This is a genomic window from Alsobacter ponti (assembly GCF_024294805.1).
In the GTDB taxonomy this organism is placed as follows: Bacteria; Pseudomonadota; Alphaproteobacteria; order Rhizobiales; family Beijerinckiaceae; genus Alsobacter; species Alsobacter ponti.
In genome coordinates, this window is the sequence record NZ_JANCLU010000008.1 from 141,707 (window position 1) to 156,620 (window position 14,914).

At 72.8% G+C, this 14,914-nt stretch carries 14 protein-coding genes; all 14 read right to left on the reverse strand.

Annotated elements, in window-relative coordinates; genetic code table 11:
• The 14 genes from NK718_RS10420 to NK718_RS10485 all read right to left on the reverse strand — a co-directional run bounded on the left by NK718_RS10420 (position 1) and on the right by NK718_RS10485 (position 14,489).
• A complete protein-coding gene (locus NK718_RS10420) occupies positions 1-930 on the reverse strand; it encodes a glycoside hydrolase 5 family protein (protein ID WP_254741457.1) in 930 nt (309 codons plus the stop codon).
• Complete coding sequence (locus tag NK718_RS10425; protein WP_254741460.1) at positions 927-1,760, reverse strand: TIGR04290 family methyltransferase; 834 nt, start codon at positions 1,758-1,760, stop codon at positions 927-929. The genes NK718_RS10420 and NK718_RS10425 overlap by 4 nt, the downstream gene beginning before the upstream one ends.
• Entirely contained in the window at positions 1,757-2,566 is an 810-nt protein-coding gene (locus NK718_RS10430; RefSeq protein WP_254741462.1) for a nucleotidyltransferase family protein, read from the reverse strand. The genes NK718_RS10425 and NK718_RS10430 overlap by 4 nt, the downstream gene beginning before the upstream one ends.
• Positions 2,567-2,568: 2 nt before the next feature.
• Positions 2,569-3,654 (reverse strand): CgeB family protein, encoded by a 1,086-nt coding sequence (locus tag NK718_RS10435; protein WP_254741464.1) that lies wholly within the window; start codon positions 3,652-3,654, stop codon positions 2,569-2,571.
• A complete protein-coding gene (locus NK718_RS10440) occupies positions 3,651-4,250 on the reverse strand; it encodes a histidine phosphatase family protein (RefSeq protein WP_254741467.1) in 600 nt (199 codons plus the stop codon). The genes NK718_RS10435 and NK718_RS10440 overlap by 4 nt, the downstream gene beginning before the upstream one ends.
• A 19-nt stretch (positions 4,251-4,269) precedes the next feature.
• Complete coding sequence (locus NK718_RS10445; protein WP_254741469.1) at positions 4,270-5,346, reverse strand: inositol-3-phosphate synthase; 1,077 nt, start codon at positions 5,344-5,346, stop codon at positions 4,270-4,272.
• A gap of 67 nt (positions 5,347-5,413) precedes the next feature.
• The gene (locus tag NK718_RS10450; RefSeq protein ID WP_254741472.1) at positions 5,414-6,439 is read right to left on the reverse strand and encodes a UDP-glucuronic acid decarboxylase family protein; all 1,026 of its coding nucleotides are present in this window, start codon (positions 6,437-6,439) and stop codon (positions 5,414-5,416) included.
• 100 nt (positions 6,440-6,539) lie between these two features.
• On the reverse strand, positions 6,540-7,640 hold the full coding sequence (locus tag NK718_RS10455; RefSeq protein WP_254741594.1) for a CgeB family protein: 1,101 nt from the start codon (positions 7,638-7,640) through the stop codon (positions 6,540-6,542).
• Positions 7,641-7,654: 14 nt separating this feature from the next.
• Positions 7,655-8,752 carry a CgeB family protein gene (locus tag NK718_RS10460; RefSeq protein WP_254741475.1) on the reverse strand — a complete coding sequence of 366 codons (1,098 nt, stop codon included), beginning with the start codon at positions 8,750-8,752 and terminating at the stop codon, positions 7,655-7,657.
• On the reverse strand, positions 8,749-9,855 hold the full coding sequence (locus NK718_RS10465; RefSeq protein WP_254741478.1) for a CgeB family protein: 1,107 nt from the start codon (positions 9,853-9,855) through the stop codon (positions 8,749-8,751). The genes NK718_RS10460 and NK718_RS10465 overlap by 4 nt, the downstream gene beginning before the upstream one ends.
• A complete protein-coding gene (locus tag NK718_RS10470; protein ID WP_254741481.1) occupies positions 9,852-10,961 on the reverse strand; it encodes a glycosyltransferase family 4 protein in 1,110 nt (369 codons plus the stop codon). Before NK718_RS10470 ends, NK718_RS10465 begins: the two co-directional genes overlap by 4 nt.
• Before the next feature lie 47 nt (positions 10,962-11,008).
• A complete protein-coding gene (locus NK718_RS10475; RefSeq protein ID WP_254741484.1) occupies positions 11,009-12,301 on the reverse strand; it encodes a TIGR04295 family B12-binding domain-containing radical SAM protein in 1,293 nt (430 codons plus the stop codon).
• Positions 12,298-13,380 (reverse strand): SDR family NAD(P)-dependent oxidoreductase, encoded by a 1,083-nt coding sequence (locus tag NK718_RS10480; RefSeq protein WP_254741487.1) that lies wholly within the window; start codon positions 13,378-13,380, stop codon positions 12,298-12,300. The genes NK718_RS10475 and NK718_RS10480 overlap by 4 nt, the downstream gene beginning before the upstream one ends.
• Positions 13,377-14,489 carry an NAD-dependent epimerase/dehydratase family protein gene (locus NK718_RS10485; RefSeq protein ID WP_254741490.1) on the reverse strand — a complete coding sequence of 371 codons (1,113 nt, stop codon included), beginning with the start codon at positions 14,487-14,489 and terminating at the stop codon, positions 13,377-13,379. Before NK718_RS10485 ends, NK718_RS10480 begins: the two co-directional genes overlap by 4 nt.
• Between the last annotated feature and the right edge of the window lie 425 nt (positions 14,490-14,914).

Sequence of the window (14,914 nt, forward strand, 5' to 3'; positions counted from 1 at the left end):
TCAGGCTTCCGCCCGCGCCAGGACGGGCCGTTGCTCGCCGCTCCCGGGCGCGTAGCGCCGGATCATGGCGGCGCAGAACTCGGCGAATTCCTCGGGCGCGATCGGCGGGCTGGTGTGGTGGGGCTCGATGCCGCGATGCTCGGGCGTGAAGCAGAAGGTGACGGTGACGTCGAAATCCCGCAGCGCCTCCATCTGGCGGTCGAACCAGGCGAGCGCGTCCGGCCGGAAGCTGTCGGCCCAGGAGAGCCCGGTGCGCAGATGCCGCACGCCGAGCCGCTTCAGCCACGCCACCGCCGGATCAAGACGGTGGTCCTCGAAGTGGAACCACTGGCAGACGCCCATGTCGGGGGCGAAGTCGCCGAAGATGTCGGCGGCGGGCTTGGGCGAGCCGTCCTCGCGCAGGAGGCCCATGTGGAAGTGCCGGTAGTAGGACGAGCCCTCCGCCTCCTTGTGGCGGGTGGTGGCGGGCCAGGCGCGCGGCAGGTCGTAGAGGCTGTACCAGTGGATGCGGGGCGTCTTGCCGATCAGCAGTTCGGCGGTGCGGCGCAGGCCCCAGGCCTGGACCTCCTCCGCGCCGAAGCTGGAGACGCCGACCTCCGACACCCAGACCGGCTTGTCGGTGACGGCGCGGATTTCCTCGAGCTTGGCGGGCCATTCGTGGATCTGCCAGAGGTTCCAGTCGAGCGGGAAGCCGTGGACGGCGACGACGTCGACGTGGTCCATGACGCCCTTGTCGGCGAGGTTGCGCACGAAGCCCGGGTCGATCGGCGACATGCCGCCCAACACCCTGGGAAGACTGCCGTTTTCGGCCCGGATCGCCTGCCCGGCGAGGCTCGCCATCTCGGCGAAGCGGCTCCAGTCGGGGTCGATCGCCGGGTCCCAGTGCGACTTGTTGTTGGGCTCGTTCCAGATCATCGCGGCTTCGATCATGACCGGTCACTCCCCTCCCCGGGGGCAAATTTGCGTGCGGGATAAACGGGTTGGGCGTCGGGGCTCCGCTCGGCGGGGCGGCACAGATAGACCTCCGCCTCGGGGTGGGCGACGATGGCGAAGCCGGCGGAGCGCAGCATCGCCTCGGCGCAGGCCCGGTTGGGCACCCACCAGTTGGTCGGATCGTTGGCGTAGCGGTTCTCGACGAAGTGCAGCCGGGGATAGCCCGGCTGGTCGAAAATCTCAGTCTCCGCAAAGGGATAGTCGGGTTCGAGCGGCTCGATCCGGCGGCTGCCGCGCTGCATCGACTGGAACACCAGGAGGTCACCGACGACGTGCTCGCGGATCAGGTCCAGCGCCAGCAGCGGGTGGCGCAGGTGGTACAGCACGCCCATGAACAGCACGACGTCGAAACGCTCGCCGATCGTTCCAATGTCGTAGACGGACATTGTTCGGAATTCGATGTTCAGGCCCAGGATTTCCGCGGCGAATTGCGCCTGCATCAGGTATTCGACATCGGAATCCACGCCCAAAACCCGAGAAGCGCCTCTTCGCTTCATTTCGATCGAATAAAACCCGCCGTTGCAGCCGATATCGAGCACGCTCTTGCCGGTTAGGTCGGCCGGCAGCGCGTCGGCGAAGCCGGCGAACTTCACCGCCGGGTAGTCGCCCAGGAAGTGCTCCGGCGCGGTCTTCACCCCGTGCAGGTCGATGTTGTGGAACCACGGTCCGAGGCTTTCGGCCCGGCGGCGGATCTCCTCCAGCCGGTCGGGGCCGGGGCGCTCGCCGCGCTCCGCCCGCGCCGGCCCGAACCTGTCGAGCGTGGTCATGGCGTCTCCCTTCCGTCGCGGGGCGCGAGGCCCTCGAAGGCGCGTCCGCCCGGCTCGGCCGGACCCACCCGTGTGCCGTCGCCGCCGCCCTCGCCGAGGAGGCCGATGGCGGCGCGGTAGCCGTTGAGCGTGCCGACGTCGACGTAGCGCGTGCCGGCGCGCACCCCGACGGCCCGGCCGCCCTCGGCGAGCCAGGCGTTGACCAGCGTGCCGATATATTCGTCGCGGCCGTTGCGGCGCGCCCACAGCTCGGCCAGTTCCGCCAGCACGCGGCCGGGGGCCTTGAAGGCCCCCCACACCCAGCGCGTGCCGGGGTCCGGCTGCTTGACGCGGATTTCGCGCACCGCGCCGTTGCGATCGAGCGCCACGGCGTCGAACAGCTCGGGACGCTCGACGGGGAACAGCAGGAACGACAGCACGTCGTCCGGCAGGCGGGCGAGCGCGTCCTCCGGAAACCACACCGTGTCAGGCAGGCCGACCATCACCGCCTCGTCGGGCGGGATCAGCGGCAGCGCGCGGAACACCGCGTCGCACAGCCCGCTCGGGCGCGGCTGCACCACGTAGGCGATCGCCGCCTCGCCGTAGCCGGCGCCGTAATACTCCATGATGTCGGACTTGCCGGGCGAGATGACGAAGCAGATCTTGTCGGCCCCGCCGCGCAGCATGCGCTCGACCAGGTACTCGCTGACCGCGCAGGGGCGCTCCACCGTCCCGTGCATGCGGCTGCCGACCGGCAGCAGCTCCTTGGAGAAGGCCAGCGGCTGGATGCGGCTGCCGCGTCCCGCGGCGGGAACGATGCCCCACATGGTCAGGCCTCCATGCGCGCGCCGGCGGCGGCGTCCTCGAGCAGGGTGACGAGCTGCCGGGCCCGGCGCGGCGAGGCGTGCTCGGCGAGCGCCCGCTCGCGCGCCGCGCGGCCGATGCGCGCCAGCTCCTCCGGCGGGCGGTCAAGCGCCGCCAGCGCGTCGTCGGTCGTGTCGGCGATCAGGATCTCGCGGCCCGGCTCGAAGAAGGCGTCGAGGCCTTCCCAGGCGTCGGAGAGCACGCAGGCCCCGCAGGCCGCCGCCTCGAACAGTCGGCCGGACGGGCACCAGCCCATCGCGGCCATGGCGGCGCGGGTGACGTTCAGCGTCATCCGCGAGGAGGCGTAGAAGGCCGGGTGCTCGGCGGGCGGCAGGTGGCGGACGAAGAAGATGTTGTCGGTCCACGGGAAGTCCGGCGGGTACTGCGCCCCGGCCAGGACGAATCGCGAGGCGGGCCGCCGCCGCGCCGGCTCGACGAACAGCCGCTCCAGCGCCGGCTGCCGGTCCTCGGCGTAGGTGCCGATATAGGAGAGGTCGGCGGCGTAGCGCGGCTCGGGCGGCGCGGGACGGTACAGGGCGGGGTCGACATGGCCGTAGAGCGGCGCGACGCGCCGCGCGCCGAGTCGGTCGCGCAGTGCGTCGAGCGCGCGCCCGCCGGTGTAGCTCAGCACGAGGTCGAAATCCGCGAGCCCTCGGGGGCCGATGGCGCTGACCTCGCGGCCGCCCTCGATCAGCGCCAGCGTCACCGGCGTGTCGAGGTCGTAGAAGACGCGCAGCGGCCGGCCGGCGTCGAGCATCAAAGCGGTCGCCTCCACGCCGTGCGGGCAGAACGAGGTCACCATGGCGACGTCCGCGTCGGCCAGCTCGCGCGCCGCCTCGCGCCGCGCCTCGTCCCACGTCCCGTACAGCCGCAGCCCGCCGCCGGGCAGCTCGAAGACGTCGCGCGCGGCAGCGTACCAGGGCGCGTCGTGCTCGAAGAAGACGACCCGGCAGCCCTGCGCCGCCAGCGCGTCGATGAGGCCGCGCCAGAGCGTGGCGTGGCCGTTGCCCCACGACGAGGAGACGCTGAGGCCGAAGACGACGAGCTTCATGGCGGCGGAGCCTCGTTGAGGGCGACGACCCGCGCGCCCCAGTCGTCCAGCGCGACGGTGCTGACCGAGGCGGGGGCGACCTCGATGCGCGACCAGGCGTCGGCGGAGAGGCCGAGCGCGTGCAGCAGCACGGCGCGGATCGGTTCGGCGTGGCTCACCAGCACGAGCGCGGAGTCCGGCCAGGCGGCGCGCAGCGCCAGCGCCTCGGCGACGAGGCGGGCCTGCAGTTCGGCCATGGTCTCCCCGCCCGGCGGGCGCACCCAGGCGCGCGCCGCGTTCCAGCGCTTCCACAGATCCTGCCCGGCGAGGTCGGCGAAAGCCCGGCCCTGCCATTCGCCAATGTCGATCTCGTCCAGCGCCGGCCTTGTGACGAGGTTCAGCCCCAGCGCGGCGGCGATCGGGGCGGCCGTCTCCTGGGCGCGTTCGCGCGGGCTCGCCAGCACGGCGGCGACGCTCGCCCCGGCGAAGCGGCGGGCGAGCCGGGCCGCCTGGGCGTGTCCCTCGGCGGAGAGGCGCACGCCCGAAGCGCGCCCCGCCAGCGTGGTGGAGACCGCGCCATGCGTGGCGTGCCGAACCAGATGCAGCGTCGTGGTCACCGCCTCGTCCCGCTCCCGCTCACGCCCCCGCCACGAAGGCGAGCGTGCGCTCGCGCGCTTCTGCGTCGGTGTACTGGCGCGGCGGGGACTTCATGAAATAGGAGGACGGCGCGGTGAGCGCGCCGCCGATGCCGCGGTCGAGGCCGAGGCGGGCGCAGCGCACCGCGTCGATGACGACGCCGGCGGAATTGGGCGAGTCCCACACTTCGAGCTTCAGCTCGAGGTTCAGCGGCACGCCGCCGAAGGTGGTGCCCTCCATGCGGATGTAGCACCACTTGCGGTCTTCCAGCCACGGCACGTGGTCGCTCGGCCCGACATGGATGTCGTCGGCGTCGAGCGGCACGTCGAGCTGGCTGGTGACGGCGCGGGTCTTGGAGATCTTCTTCGACTCCAGCCGCTCGCGCTCCAGCATGTTGCGGAAGTCGGCGTTGCCGCCGAAATTGAGCTGGTAGGTGCGGTCCAGTCGCACGCCGCGTTCGCGGAACAGATTGGTCAGCACGCGGTGGACGATGGTCGCGCCGACCTGGCTCTTGATGTCGTCGCCGATCAGCGGCAGGCCGCGCTCCTCGAAGCGGCGGCGCCAGCCCTCGTCGGAGGCGATGAACACCGGGATGCAGTTGACGAAGGCGCAGCCCGCCTTCAGCGCCTCGCCGGCGTAGAACTCGGTCGCGAGCTGCGAGCCGACCGGCAAATAGGAGACGAGCACGTCGACGCCCGCCGCCTCCAGCGCCGCGGCGACGTCGACCGGCGCGTCCTCCGCCTCGGCGATTTCGTCGCGCATGTAGCGGCCGATGCCGTCCAGCGTCGGGCCGCGCAGCACCCGCACGCCGGACGGGCGAGGCCGGGCGAAGCGGTCGGTGTTGTTGGGCTCGGCGAAGATCGCCTCCGCCACGTCGCGCCCCACCTTGGCGGCGTTGATGTCGAAGGCCGCCGCGATCTCGATGTCGCGGACATGGTAGCCGCCCAGCTCGACGTTCATCAGTCCGGGCACCGGCTCGTTGGTATCCGCCTCGCGGTAGTAGTCGAGGCCCTGCACGAAGGACGACGCGCAGTTGCCGACGCCGACGACGCCGACCCGGATCTTTCGCCTGCTCATGCGCGGCCTCCTCTCGTCCGTCCCGGCCGCGACCGCGGCCGTCGCCTCCGCGCTTGCGCGAGGGCTCTCACACCCGCGCGCCGCGCGCGGCCACGGCGCTTTCGCGCCGGCGCGCGGAGACCGGCCGCGTCACGGAGGCGAAATAATCGATGGTGGCCTCCAGCCCGCGCTCCAGCGGCGTCACCGGACGCCAGCCGAGCCTGTCCCAGGCGAGCGAGATGTCGGGGCGGCGGCGGCGCGGGTCGTCGACCGGCAGCGGCCGGCGCACCACGGCGGAGGACGAACCGGTCATTGCCAGCACGCGCTCCACGAGGTCGCCCACCGTCAGCTCCACCGGGTTGCCGAGATTGACCGGCCCGGGCAACTCGCCGTCGTGCGCCATCAGCTTGAGCAGGCCGGAGACGAGGTCGTCGACGTAGCAGAAGCTGCGCGTCTGGCTGCCGTCGCCGTAGACGGTGATGTCGTCGCCGGCGAGCGCCTGGGTGACGACGTTGGAGACGACGCGGCCGTCGTCGGCGGCCATGCGCGGACCGTAGGTGTTGAAAATGCGGGCGACGCGGACTTCGGCCCGGCCGGCGCGGGCGTAGTCGAACGCCAGCGCCTCGGCGGCGCGCTTGCCCTCGTCGTAGCAGGCGCGCGGGCCGGTGGAGTTGACGTTGCCCCAGTAGGTTTCGCGCTGCGGATGGACCTCCGGGTCGCCGTAGACCTCGCTGGTGGAGGCGAGCAGGAAGCGCGCGCCGGTGCGCTCGGAAAGCCGCAGCAGGTTGGAGGTCCCCACCACGCTGGTGAGCATGGTGTGCTCGGGGTCCGCCTGGTAGCGCGGCGGCGAGGCGGCGCAGGCGAGGTTGTAGACCTCGGCGAGCTTCAGGCGGGGCTGGCGCAGCCTGGCCGGCAGCCCGTCGACGATGTCGGCCTCGATGAGGTCGAAGCGAGGCTCGCGCTCCAGATGGCGCAGGTTCCGCCGGTGACCGGTGAGAAAATTGTCGAGGCACAGAACCTCGGCGCCTTCGGCCAGCAGGGCATCGCACAAATGAGAGCCGAGGAATCCAGCTCCGCCCGCGACCAGAACCAGGCGCTGTCTTCCGTTCTTCATGTCCCGACTTCTCCGGTTTCCCTGGCGGGCAACGCTGCCGGTTTGTAGATGGTTCATCTGTTTTTTGACCGGCTTGCGCCGGGACCGTCGAGGTCGCGCTTCACGCGGGCTGGGCTTCGGCGGCCCGCGGCGAGCGGCGCGCCCGCGCCCGCGCCTCGAGGAGCGCCGCCTCCAGCTCGCCGGCGCGATGGCGCGCCGAGTGGCCGGCCTCGATGCGCGCCAGCGCCGCGCGGCCGAGCATCCAGCGGTCGGGGTCGGAGATTTCCGTCAGCGCCGCCAGCGTGTGCTCGGGCGCGTCGGCCAGCACGATCTCGCGTCTGGGGGAGAACAGCTCGTCCAGCCCGTCCCAGCGGTCGGAGACCACCGGCGTGGCGCAGGCGGCGGCCTCGAACAGCCGCACGCTGGGGCTGTGGCCGGCCTTGACCATGTCGGCGCGTGTGACGTTCAGCGTCCAGCGGCTGGCGGCGTAGAAGGCCGGGTGGTCGGCGGGGCCGACATGGTCGATCAACTCGACATTGGCCGGCCAGTCGATGTCGGCGGGATATTGCGGGCCGGCGACGACGAATTTCAGCAGCGGCGCACGGCGGGCGGGCTCGATCAGCAGCCGCTCCAGCACGGGCTGCCGGTCCGGGCTGTAGGTGCCGAGATAGGACAGGTCCCATCGCTTCTCGACGTCGAGCGGCAAGTACACGTCGGTGTCGACGGAACAATAGAGCGGCCGCGCGGCGGGCGAGCCGAATTCGCGCTCCAGCCGCTGCAGCGTCGGCCCGCCGGTGAAGGAGAGATAGACGTCGTAGGAGGGGATCTGGTCGGGCGAGAGATAGGCGCAGTCGCCGCGCTCCAGCGCCGCCAGCGTCACCGGGGTGTCGATGTCGTAGAAGGCGGTGACGCCGCGCGCGGCCTTGCGCGCGAAGCGGCCGACCTCGATCCCCTCGGGGACGTAGGAGCCGACGATCACCGCGTCGGCGGCGGCGATCCGCTCGCGCCAGCGCTCCAGCCCGGCGAGGTCGTCGTAGAAGGCCAGCTCGCAATAGCCGGGGTCGGGCAGGTCGCGGTTGGCGGCGTACCAGGGCTGGTCGCGCTCCAGGAACAGCACGTCGTGGCCGCGCGCCGCGAAGGCGCGCAGCAAAGCGCGGTAGGTGGTCGCGTGGCCGTTGCCCCACGACGAGGACAGGCTGAGGCCCAGCACGACGAGCCGCATCGGCCGCGCCGCGCTCACGCCACGCTCCTGGCGCGCCGCGCCGCGCGACGCGCGTCGAGGATGGCGTCCACCTGGGCGGCGCGGCTGGCGTAGGTGTGCTCCGCCAGCACGCGCGCCAGCGCCCGGCGGCCGATCTCCTCGGCGCGCTCCGGCGTCAGCTGGCGCAGGTGCTCGGCGACGTCCTGCCCGTCGCGCGCCACCAGGATCTCGGCGTCGGGCTCCAGGAACTGCTCGATGCCCACCCACGCGTCGGTGACGAGGCAGGCGCCCGCGCCGGCCGCCTCGAACACGCGCGTCGCCGGCGAGTAGCCGATCGCCGCCATCGAGTCGCGGGCGACGTTGAGCACGGCGAGGCAGGAGCGGTTGAAGGCGTTGTGCTCGCGCGTGTAGACGTGCCCGAGCCGGCGCACGTTGGGGGTGGTCGGCTTGTCCTCCCAGCCCGCCCCGCCGATGACGAAGCGGCGCTCCGGCAGCATCGCGGCGGGCTTGAGGAAGAACTCCTCGACGCGCGCCTCGCGGTCCGGCAGGCGGTTGCCGAGGAAGCCGAGGTCGCCGGAAAAGCGCGGCTCCGGCGGCGCGGGATGGTGGGTGTCGGGGTCGAGGCCGTTATAGACAGGCTCGCAGAAGGCAGCGCCCAGCTCGCGATAGGCGGCCACCACCGGCGGGCCGCCGCCATAGGTGAGCACGGCGTCGAGCGAGCGCAGCGCCTGGCGCAGCCCGTGCTGCGGCGCGGCGCGCAGCTCCGCCAGCGTGGCAGGGGCGTCGACGTCCCAGTAGACGCGCAGCGCGTCGGGGCGGGCGGCGCGCAGCACGCCTTCCAGCAATTCGTCATCGAAGACGCCGACGCCGCTCGCCTTGACCACGATGTCGGCCTTCGCCGCCGCCGCCACCGCCTCGCGCAGTCCCTCGGGCGTCGCCGGGAAGACCACCGAGGTCGCCCAGTCCGGCGGGTCGATGTCGCGGTGCTTCTGGCGGTCGTAGGCGTCCGGCTCGTAGAAGGTGATGGCGTAGCCGCGCGCGGCGAGGTTCTTCAGCAGGCCGCGATAATAGGTGGCGGCGCCGTTCCAGTAGGACGACACCAGGCTGGAGCCGTAGAAGGCGATCGAGGTCATGCCGTCTCCAGGGTTGTGACGCCGAGGCGCTCGGCGATGGCGAGAAGCTCGCGCATGCGGTGCGCGCAGCTGTGGCGGGCGCGGATGGTCTCCAGCCCGTGGCGGACGAGCCCCGCGCGAAGCGCCGGGTCGTGCGCGATGTCGCGCAGATGCTGCGTCATCGCCGCGCCGTTGCGGGCCACGAGATAGTCGAGCCCGGGCGAGAACAGCCGTTCGGCGTCGCTCCACGGCGCGCAGACCAGCGGCACGCCACAGGCCAGCGCCTCGAACACGCGGATCGTCGGGATGCCGGGCAGCGCGTCGACATAGAAGCGGCGCGGTACGTGGACCGTCGCCAGGTGGCGCGCGAAGACCGCTGGCGCCTCGGCGTTGGGCAGCCAGCCCCGGTAGCTCGCGCCGAAGCGCGCCAGCAGCTCCAGCGCCTCCGGCGGATAGCGCACGCCGTGGATATCGAGGGCGAGTCCGGCGTCGCGGGCAGGGCGGAGCAGGAAATTCTCCAGCTCGGCGGTGCGCTCGCCGTCGCCCCAGTTGCCGATCCACACGAGGCCGCGCCGCTCGCCTTCGCGCTCCGGCGGGCGGAACAGGCGCGTGTCGGCCGCCTCGTGCCAGACGAAGACGCGGTCGCCCCAGCCCCAGCGGCGGTAGACCCGCGCCAGCGCCTCGCCAAAGGCGAGCACGCCGTCATAGGCGTCGAGGTCGAAGCGGCGGATGGCGTCGGGGTCGCTGACGGCGCGGTGATGGGTGTCGTGGAACAGCAGCTTGAACCGCGCCCCCGCGCGCCGCAGCGCGCCGATCCGCGCCACCAGCGCCGGCTCGTTCCACTCGTGGACGACGACGAGGTCGACGCCGTCCAGCGCTTCGTCCAAGGGCGCGTCGTCGGGGAGGCGGCGCGTCCGCAGCTCGGGATAGACGGCGCGCCACGCCTCGGCCGCCGCCGGGCCCCCCTCCTGGACAAGGTTGTCGCGGCTCCACGACTGCTCGGGCTCGTAGGCGTCGACCTCGTGGCCGGCGTGGACCAATTCGCGCAGCACGCCGCGCAGGAAGTGCGCGTTGCCGTGGTTCCAGCACGAAGCGAGCGAGTGGGTGAAATAGGCGATCCTCACGCGGCTCTCCCCTTCCGGCCGGCGTCGGACGCCAGCGCCGCGTGCAGCCGCGCCATGCGGCCGGCCATGGCCTCCACCGTGTAGCGCCGGGCGCGGCGGCCCGCCTTGGCGGCAAGCGTGGCGCGCAGCGCCTCGTCGCGCAGCACGGCGTCCAGCGCCTGCGCGAACGCCGCGTCGTCGCGCGGCGGGGCGAACAAGGCCGCGCCGTCCCACAATTCGCGGAAGGTGGGGATGTCGGAGAGCACCAGCGCGCAGCCGGCCTGCGCCGCCTCCAGAACGCCGAGGCCGAACGGCTCATAGAGGGCGGCGGAGGCGAACACCGGCGCGTCGCGCAGCCACAGCCGCATCTCCGCCTCGCCCAGCGGGCCGAGCGCGCGGGCGTGGCGCAGCGCCGCCTCGCCGCCATGCGGCGCGCGCAACGGGCCGGCGGCCAGCACCGGCCAGGCGAGGCGCGCCGCCGCGCGGTCGAGCGTGGCGACGTCCTTGCCCTCGTCCCACAGACGGCCGGCAGTGAGCGCGAAAAGTTCGTGTGTCCCGGCCGGCGCGTCGGAACGCGGCGGCGGGGCGCGGCCGTTGCGCGCCACGGCGGGCGGGCGGCGCAGCCCGTAGGCTTCCGCCACGGCGCGGGCGAAGGCGGCGCTCGGCGCGACCACGGCGTCGACGGCGCGCAGCCCGTCGGCGGCCATCTCGACGCGCCAGCGGAAGTCCTCCGGCAGGGCGGCGTCGCCCTTCACGGCGCGGTGCCAGGTGGCGAGGCAGGAATGGTGGACGCCGAGGCAGGGCACGGGGAAGGCCGCGCCCGCCGCCAGCGCCGGCGCGTGCAGCTGCACGAGGTCGGCCTCCACCTCGCCGGCCAGCGCGGCGAGCCGCGCCCCGGCGTGCGCCACCTCGGCACGGTCGGTCGCGGTCCAGTCGAGCGGCAGCCCGGTGCGCGCCAGGCGCAGCCCCGGGATCGCCCGCGCGGCGGCCTCCTGCGCCGCGTCGGGCTCGGGGCCGAGCACGGCGAGGATTGTCTCGGTCCCGTGCGCGGCGAGGCCGCGCGCCAGGTCGAGCGCGTAGGTCCAGACGCCGCCCACGGCGTCAGTCGTCATCAGCAGCCGCGTCATCGTCCCGTCGTCTCCCCCCCTGTCTCCACCGTCTCCCATGCGCGCGTTCACGCCTGGGAGCAGCGGGCCTCCAGCGCCGGCAGCGGCAGAGGGCGCTGGTCCTGGATGTCGCTGAAGTGGTCGAACTGGCGAAGGTAGTGCTCGTGCGCGCGCTCCCAGGCGCGCTCGTCCGGCTGGCCCCACAGGCGGCGATAGTCGGGCGAGCTGGGGTAGGGGTAGAGCGGCACCGGGTCGTTGGCCCACACGCCGTGGGCCTGCAGCTTGGCCCGCCACGTCGCCACCAGCTCGGCGTCGTCGTCGGCCATGGCGATCAGGTTGGCCTGCACGAACGGCACGCGCCGGCGCGCGTGGATCAGCCGCTCGGTCAGCTCGTCCGTGGAAAGGCGGCAGTTCTTGTCGAGCGCCGCGCGCCCTTCGACGGTGAGGCTTTCGACTCCCGCCTCGATGGAGACGCAGCCGGCCCGCCCGAGCAGGTCGAGCATGTCGGGCTTCCACAGGTCAATGCGGGTCTGGATGCCGAAGCGCACGTCGCGCTCGACGAGCGCCTCCAGAAGCGCCTTCTGCGGCAGGAAGATCTCGTCGATGAAATAGAGGTAGCGCACGCCCTGCGCGATCAGCCCGTCGATCTCCTCGATCAGCGGCGCGAGGTCGCGGCGGCGATACTTGTCGCGGAAGTCGATCTTGGCGCAGAAGCTGCACGTGTAGGGGCAGCCGCGCGAGGCCTCGACCTCGGCGCCGGGGCCGACGGGCGCGGCCTCGAAGCGATGGTGGTGGTGGTGGTGGCGCGCCACCCACTCCGCCGGCCAGGTCAGCGCCGGCAGGTCCGTGAAGCGCGCGGCGCGCGGCGCGCCGGTGACGCGGACGCCGTCGCCGTCGGGGAAGGCCACGCCCGGCACGTCGGCGAGCGGCCCGCCCCGCGCCAGCTGCGCCACGGTCTCCTCGCATTCGCCGCGCGCCACCACGTCGACGCCGAGCTTTCGCAAAGTGGTCTCCGGCGTGGCGGAGCCGTGCGGTCCCACCGCCACGGTGCGCCCGCCGCGACCGGCCAGCGCGTCCAGGAACTCGCGCGGCACGCGCAGCTCGGGCTGCGCGCAGCGCCAGAACAAGTAGGTCGGCGCGGTGGCCACCACCGTCATGTCGGGGCGGAAGGCGGCGACCTCCTCGGCCAGGTCGGCGTTGGGGATGTCGCAGATATGGCCGTCGACGAGCAGGCACTCGTGGCCTTCAGCCTCCAGCAGCGCCCGGCAATAGCCGAGCTCCAGCGGCAGATGCGGCTCGCGGCAGCCGAAATAGATGGAGTTCTCGAACGACCAGCGCGGATTGACGAGGGCGACTCTCATTCCGCCGCCTCCACGCTGGGCCGCCCGCCGCCGCCGCCGCCGCGCTCTTCCTCGAGCCAGGCGGCGAGCCGTTCCAGGCCCTCGCGCCAGGCGAGCGGACGGCGCAGGCCGAGCCGGTCCATGGCGCGGCCCGTGTCGGACACGTAGTAGCGCTGGTCGCCGGCCCGCCAGTCGGCGTGGACGATGGCCGTCTCGCGCCCGACGAGCTCGTCGATGCGGCCGACGAGCTGGCGCAGGCTCACCGCGTTCTCCGGCCCGCCGCCGAGGTTGAAGGCGGTTCCGGCGACCTCCTCGATGCGCGCCCAGCAGGCGAGATAGGCGTCGACGCAGTCGCCGATCTCCAGCACGTCGCGCACCTGGCAGCCGTCGCCGTAGATGGTGATCGGCTGGCCGGCGAGCGCGCGGATGAGGAAGTGCGCCACCCAGCCCTGGTCCTCGGTGCCGCGCTGGCGCGCGCCGTAGATGCAGCTCATGCGCAGCACGGCGGAGGGGATGCCGAAGGAGCGCGCGGCGTCGAGCACGTACTGGTCCGCCGCCCCCTTCGAGCATCCGTAGGGCGTGTGGAAGTCGAGCGGCCGGGCCTCCGACACGCCGTGGTCGCGCAGCGTCGGGTCCACCGGCACGTAGGCGTTGTCGGTGCGCTCCAGCGCGATGTCGGCGAGGTCGCCATAGACCTTGTTGGTGCTGGCGAAGACGACGGGCACGCGCCCGTCGCGGCGGCGCAGCGCGTCGATGACGTTGAAGGTGCCGCCGAGATTGACGTCGAAATCCTCGCGCGGGTCGACGAGGCTCGTCGTCACCGCCACCTGCGCGGCGAAGTGGAAGACGGCGCAGGCCTCGCCCACGGCCGCGTCCACGGCGTCGCGGTCGCGCACGTCGGCGCGCACATGGCGGACGCGGTTGCCGTGCCGGCGCAGCAGCCAGTCGAGATTGGCCTCGACGCCCGGCCGCGCCAGCGCGTCGAGCACGATGACGTCGCGCCCGTCCGAGGCCAGCCGGTCGGCGAGGTTGGAGCCGATGAAGCCGGCGCCGCCGGTCACCAGCACCGGCCCGTCGGCGCTGTCGGGAGCGCCGCTCATGCCACCAGACCCCGCTGCTCCAGCTCGCGGCGCGCCTCGTCGACGCGGTCGTGCGCGGTCTGGCGGGCGACCCATTCGGCGAGTTCGGCCAGTCCTTCCGAGAAATTGCGCGAAGCGCTGAAGCCCAGCATGTCGCGCGCCTTGCGCACGTCGCAGAAGCAGTGGCGGATGTCGCCGATGCGCGCCTTGCCGACCGTCTCGGGCTCGAGCTCCGGGCGGTCCATGGCGGCGGCCAGCATCTCGCCGATCTGCAGGATGGAGCGGTCCTCGCCGCTGCCGACGTTGAACACCTGCCCGGGCGCGCTCGGGTGCTCCAGCGCCAGCACGAAGGCGCGGGCCACGTCCTCGACATGCACGAAGTCGCGCCGCTGGCGGCCGTCCTCGAACACCATCGGCCGCTGGCCGTTGAGCAGGCGCGAGGCGAAGATGGCGAGCACCCCGGTATAAGGGTTGGAGAGCGCCTGGCCGGGCCCGTAGACGTTGAAGAGGCGTAGCGCCACGCCTTCCATGCCGTAGGCCGGGGCCAGCGTCATGGTGAGCTGTTCCTGCACGTACTTCGTCAGCGCGTAGACGGACGCCAAAGAGGGGCGCTTCCATTCCGGTGTCGGCACCGGGATCAGCGGCGCGCCCTCGGGGTCGAGCGGGTCCCAGCTCGCCTCCTCGGAGAGGCGCGGCGCGCGGCGGGCTTCCTCCACCGGAGCGCCGTCGCGCGTCACGTAGAGGCCCTCGCCGTAGATGCTCATCGACGAGGCGACGACGACGCGGCGCACGTCGGAGTCGATCAGCTTCTGGTAGAGCGCGGCGGTGCCGAGGTCGTTGACCGAGACGTAGCGCTCCACCGCGTACATGCTCTGGCCGACCCCGACCTCGGCCGCGAGGTGGACGACCTTGTCGACGCCGACCAGCGCGCGCCGCAGCGCGTCGTCGTCGCGCACGTCGCCGACCACCAGCTCGGCCTCGGGCGGCAGGTCTTCGGGCGGCTGGCCCTGGTGGACCTGCTCGATCAGGCTGTCGAGGATGCGCACCTCGCAGCCCTTGCGCAGCAGCGCCCTCGTCACATGGCGTCCGATGAACCCGGCGCCGCCGGTGATCAAGATCCTCTCCGGCACGCGCGCGTCTCCTTGGCCTGACCTTGCGGGGTTTGTCTCAGGATCGGAACCGCCCGGGGCGGCGGCGGGTTCCATCGCCTGGCGCATGGAAGGACCGGGGTCGGGCGTGGCCGTCGCCGTGGCAGGCGGACGCAATGAGGCGCGCCGGCAACCGCCCGCGCGGTTACGCCGCAGGCGGGAGGCGGCTCTTTAGGTTCGCCCTGCTTTTTTATGCGGGCCTCCGGCCCGCCCGTTCCCGGACCGGTGCAGCGTCAGCGGAACCGGAGCCGGGACCCAGCGCAATATGTCGCGCGTCAGCGCGTCATCATGAAAAGGCTTTTGCAGCGCCGCTTCGCGGCATCATCCATGCGCGACCCCGGACACCCCTCCGCTTTCGCTCCGGGGTTCCGGGAACGGGCGGACTGGCGTCCGCCGTTTGCGCTGAT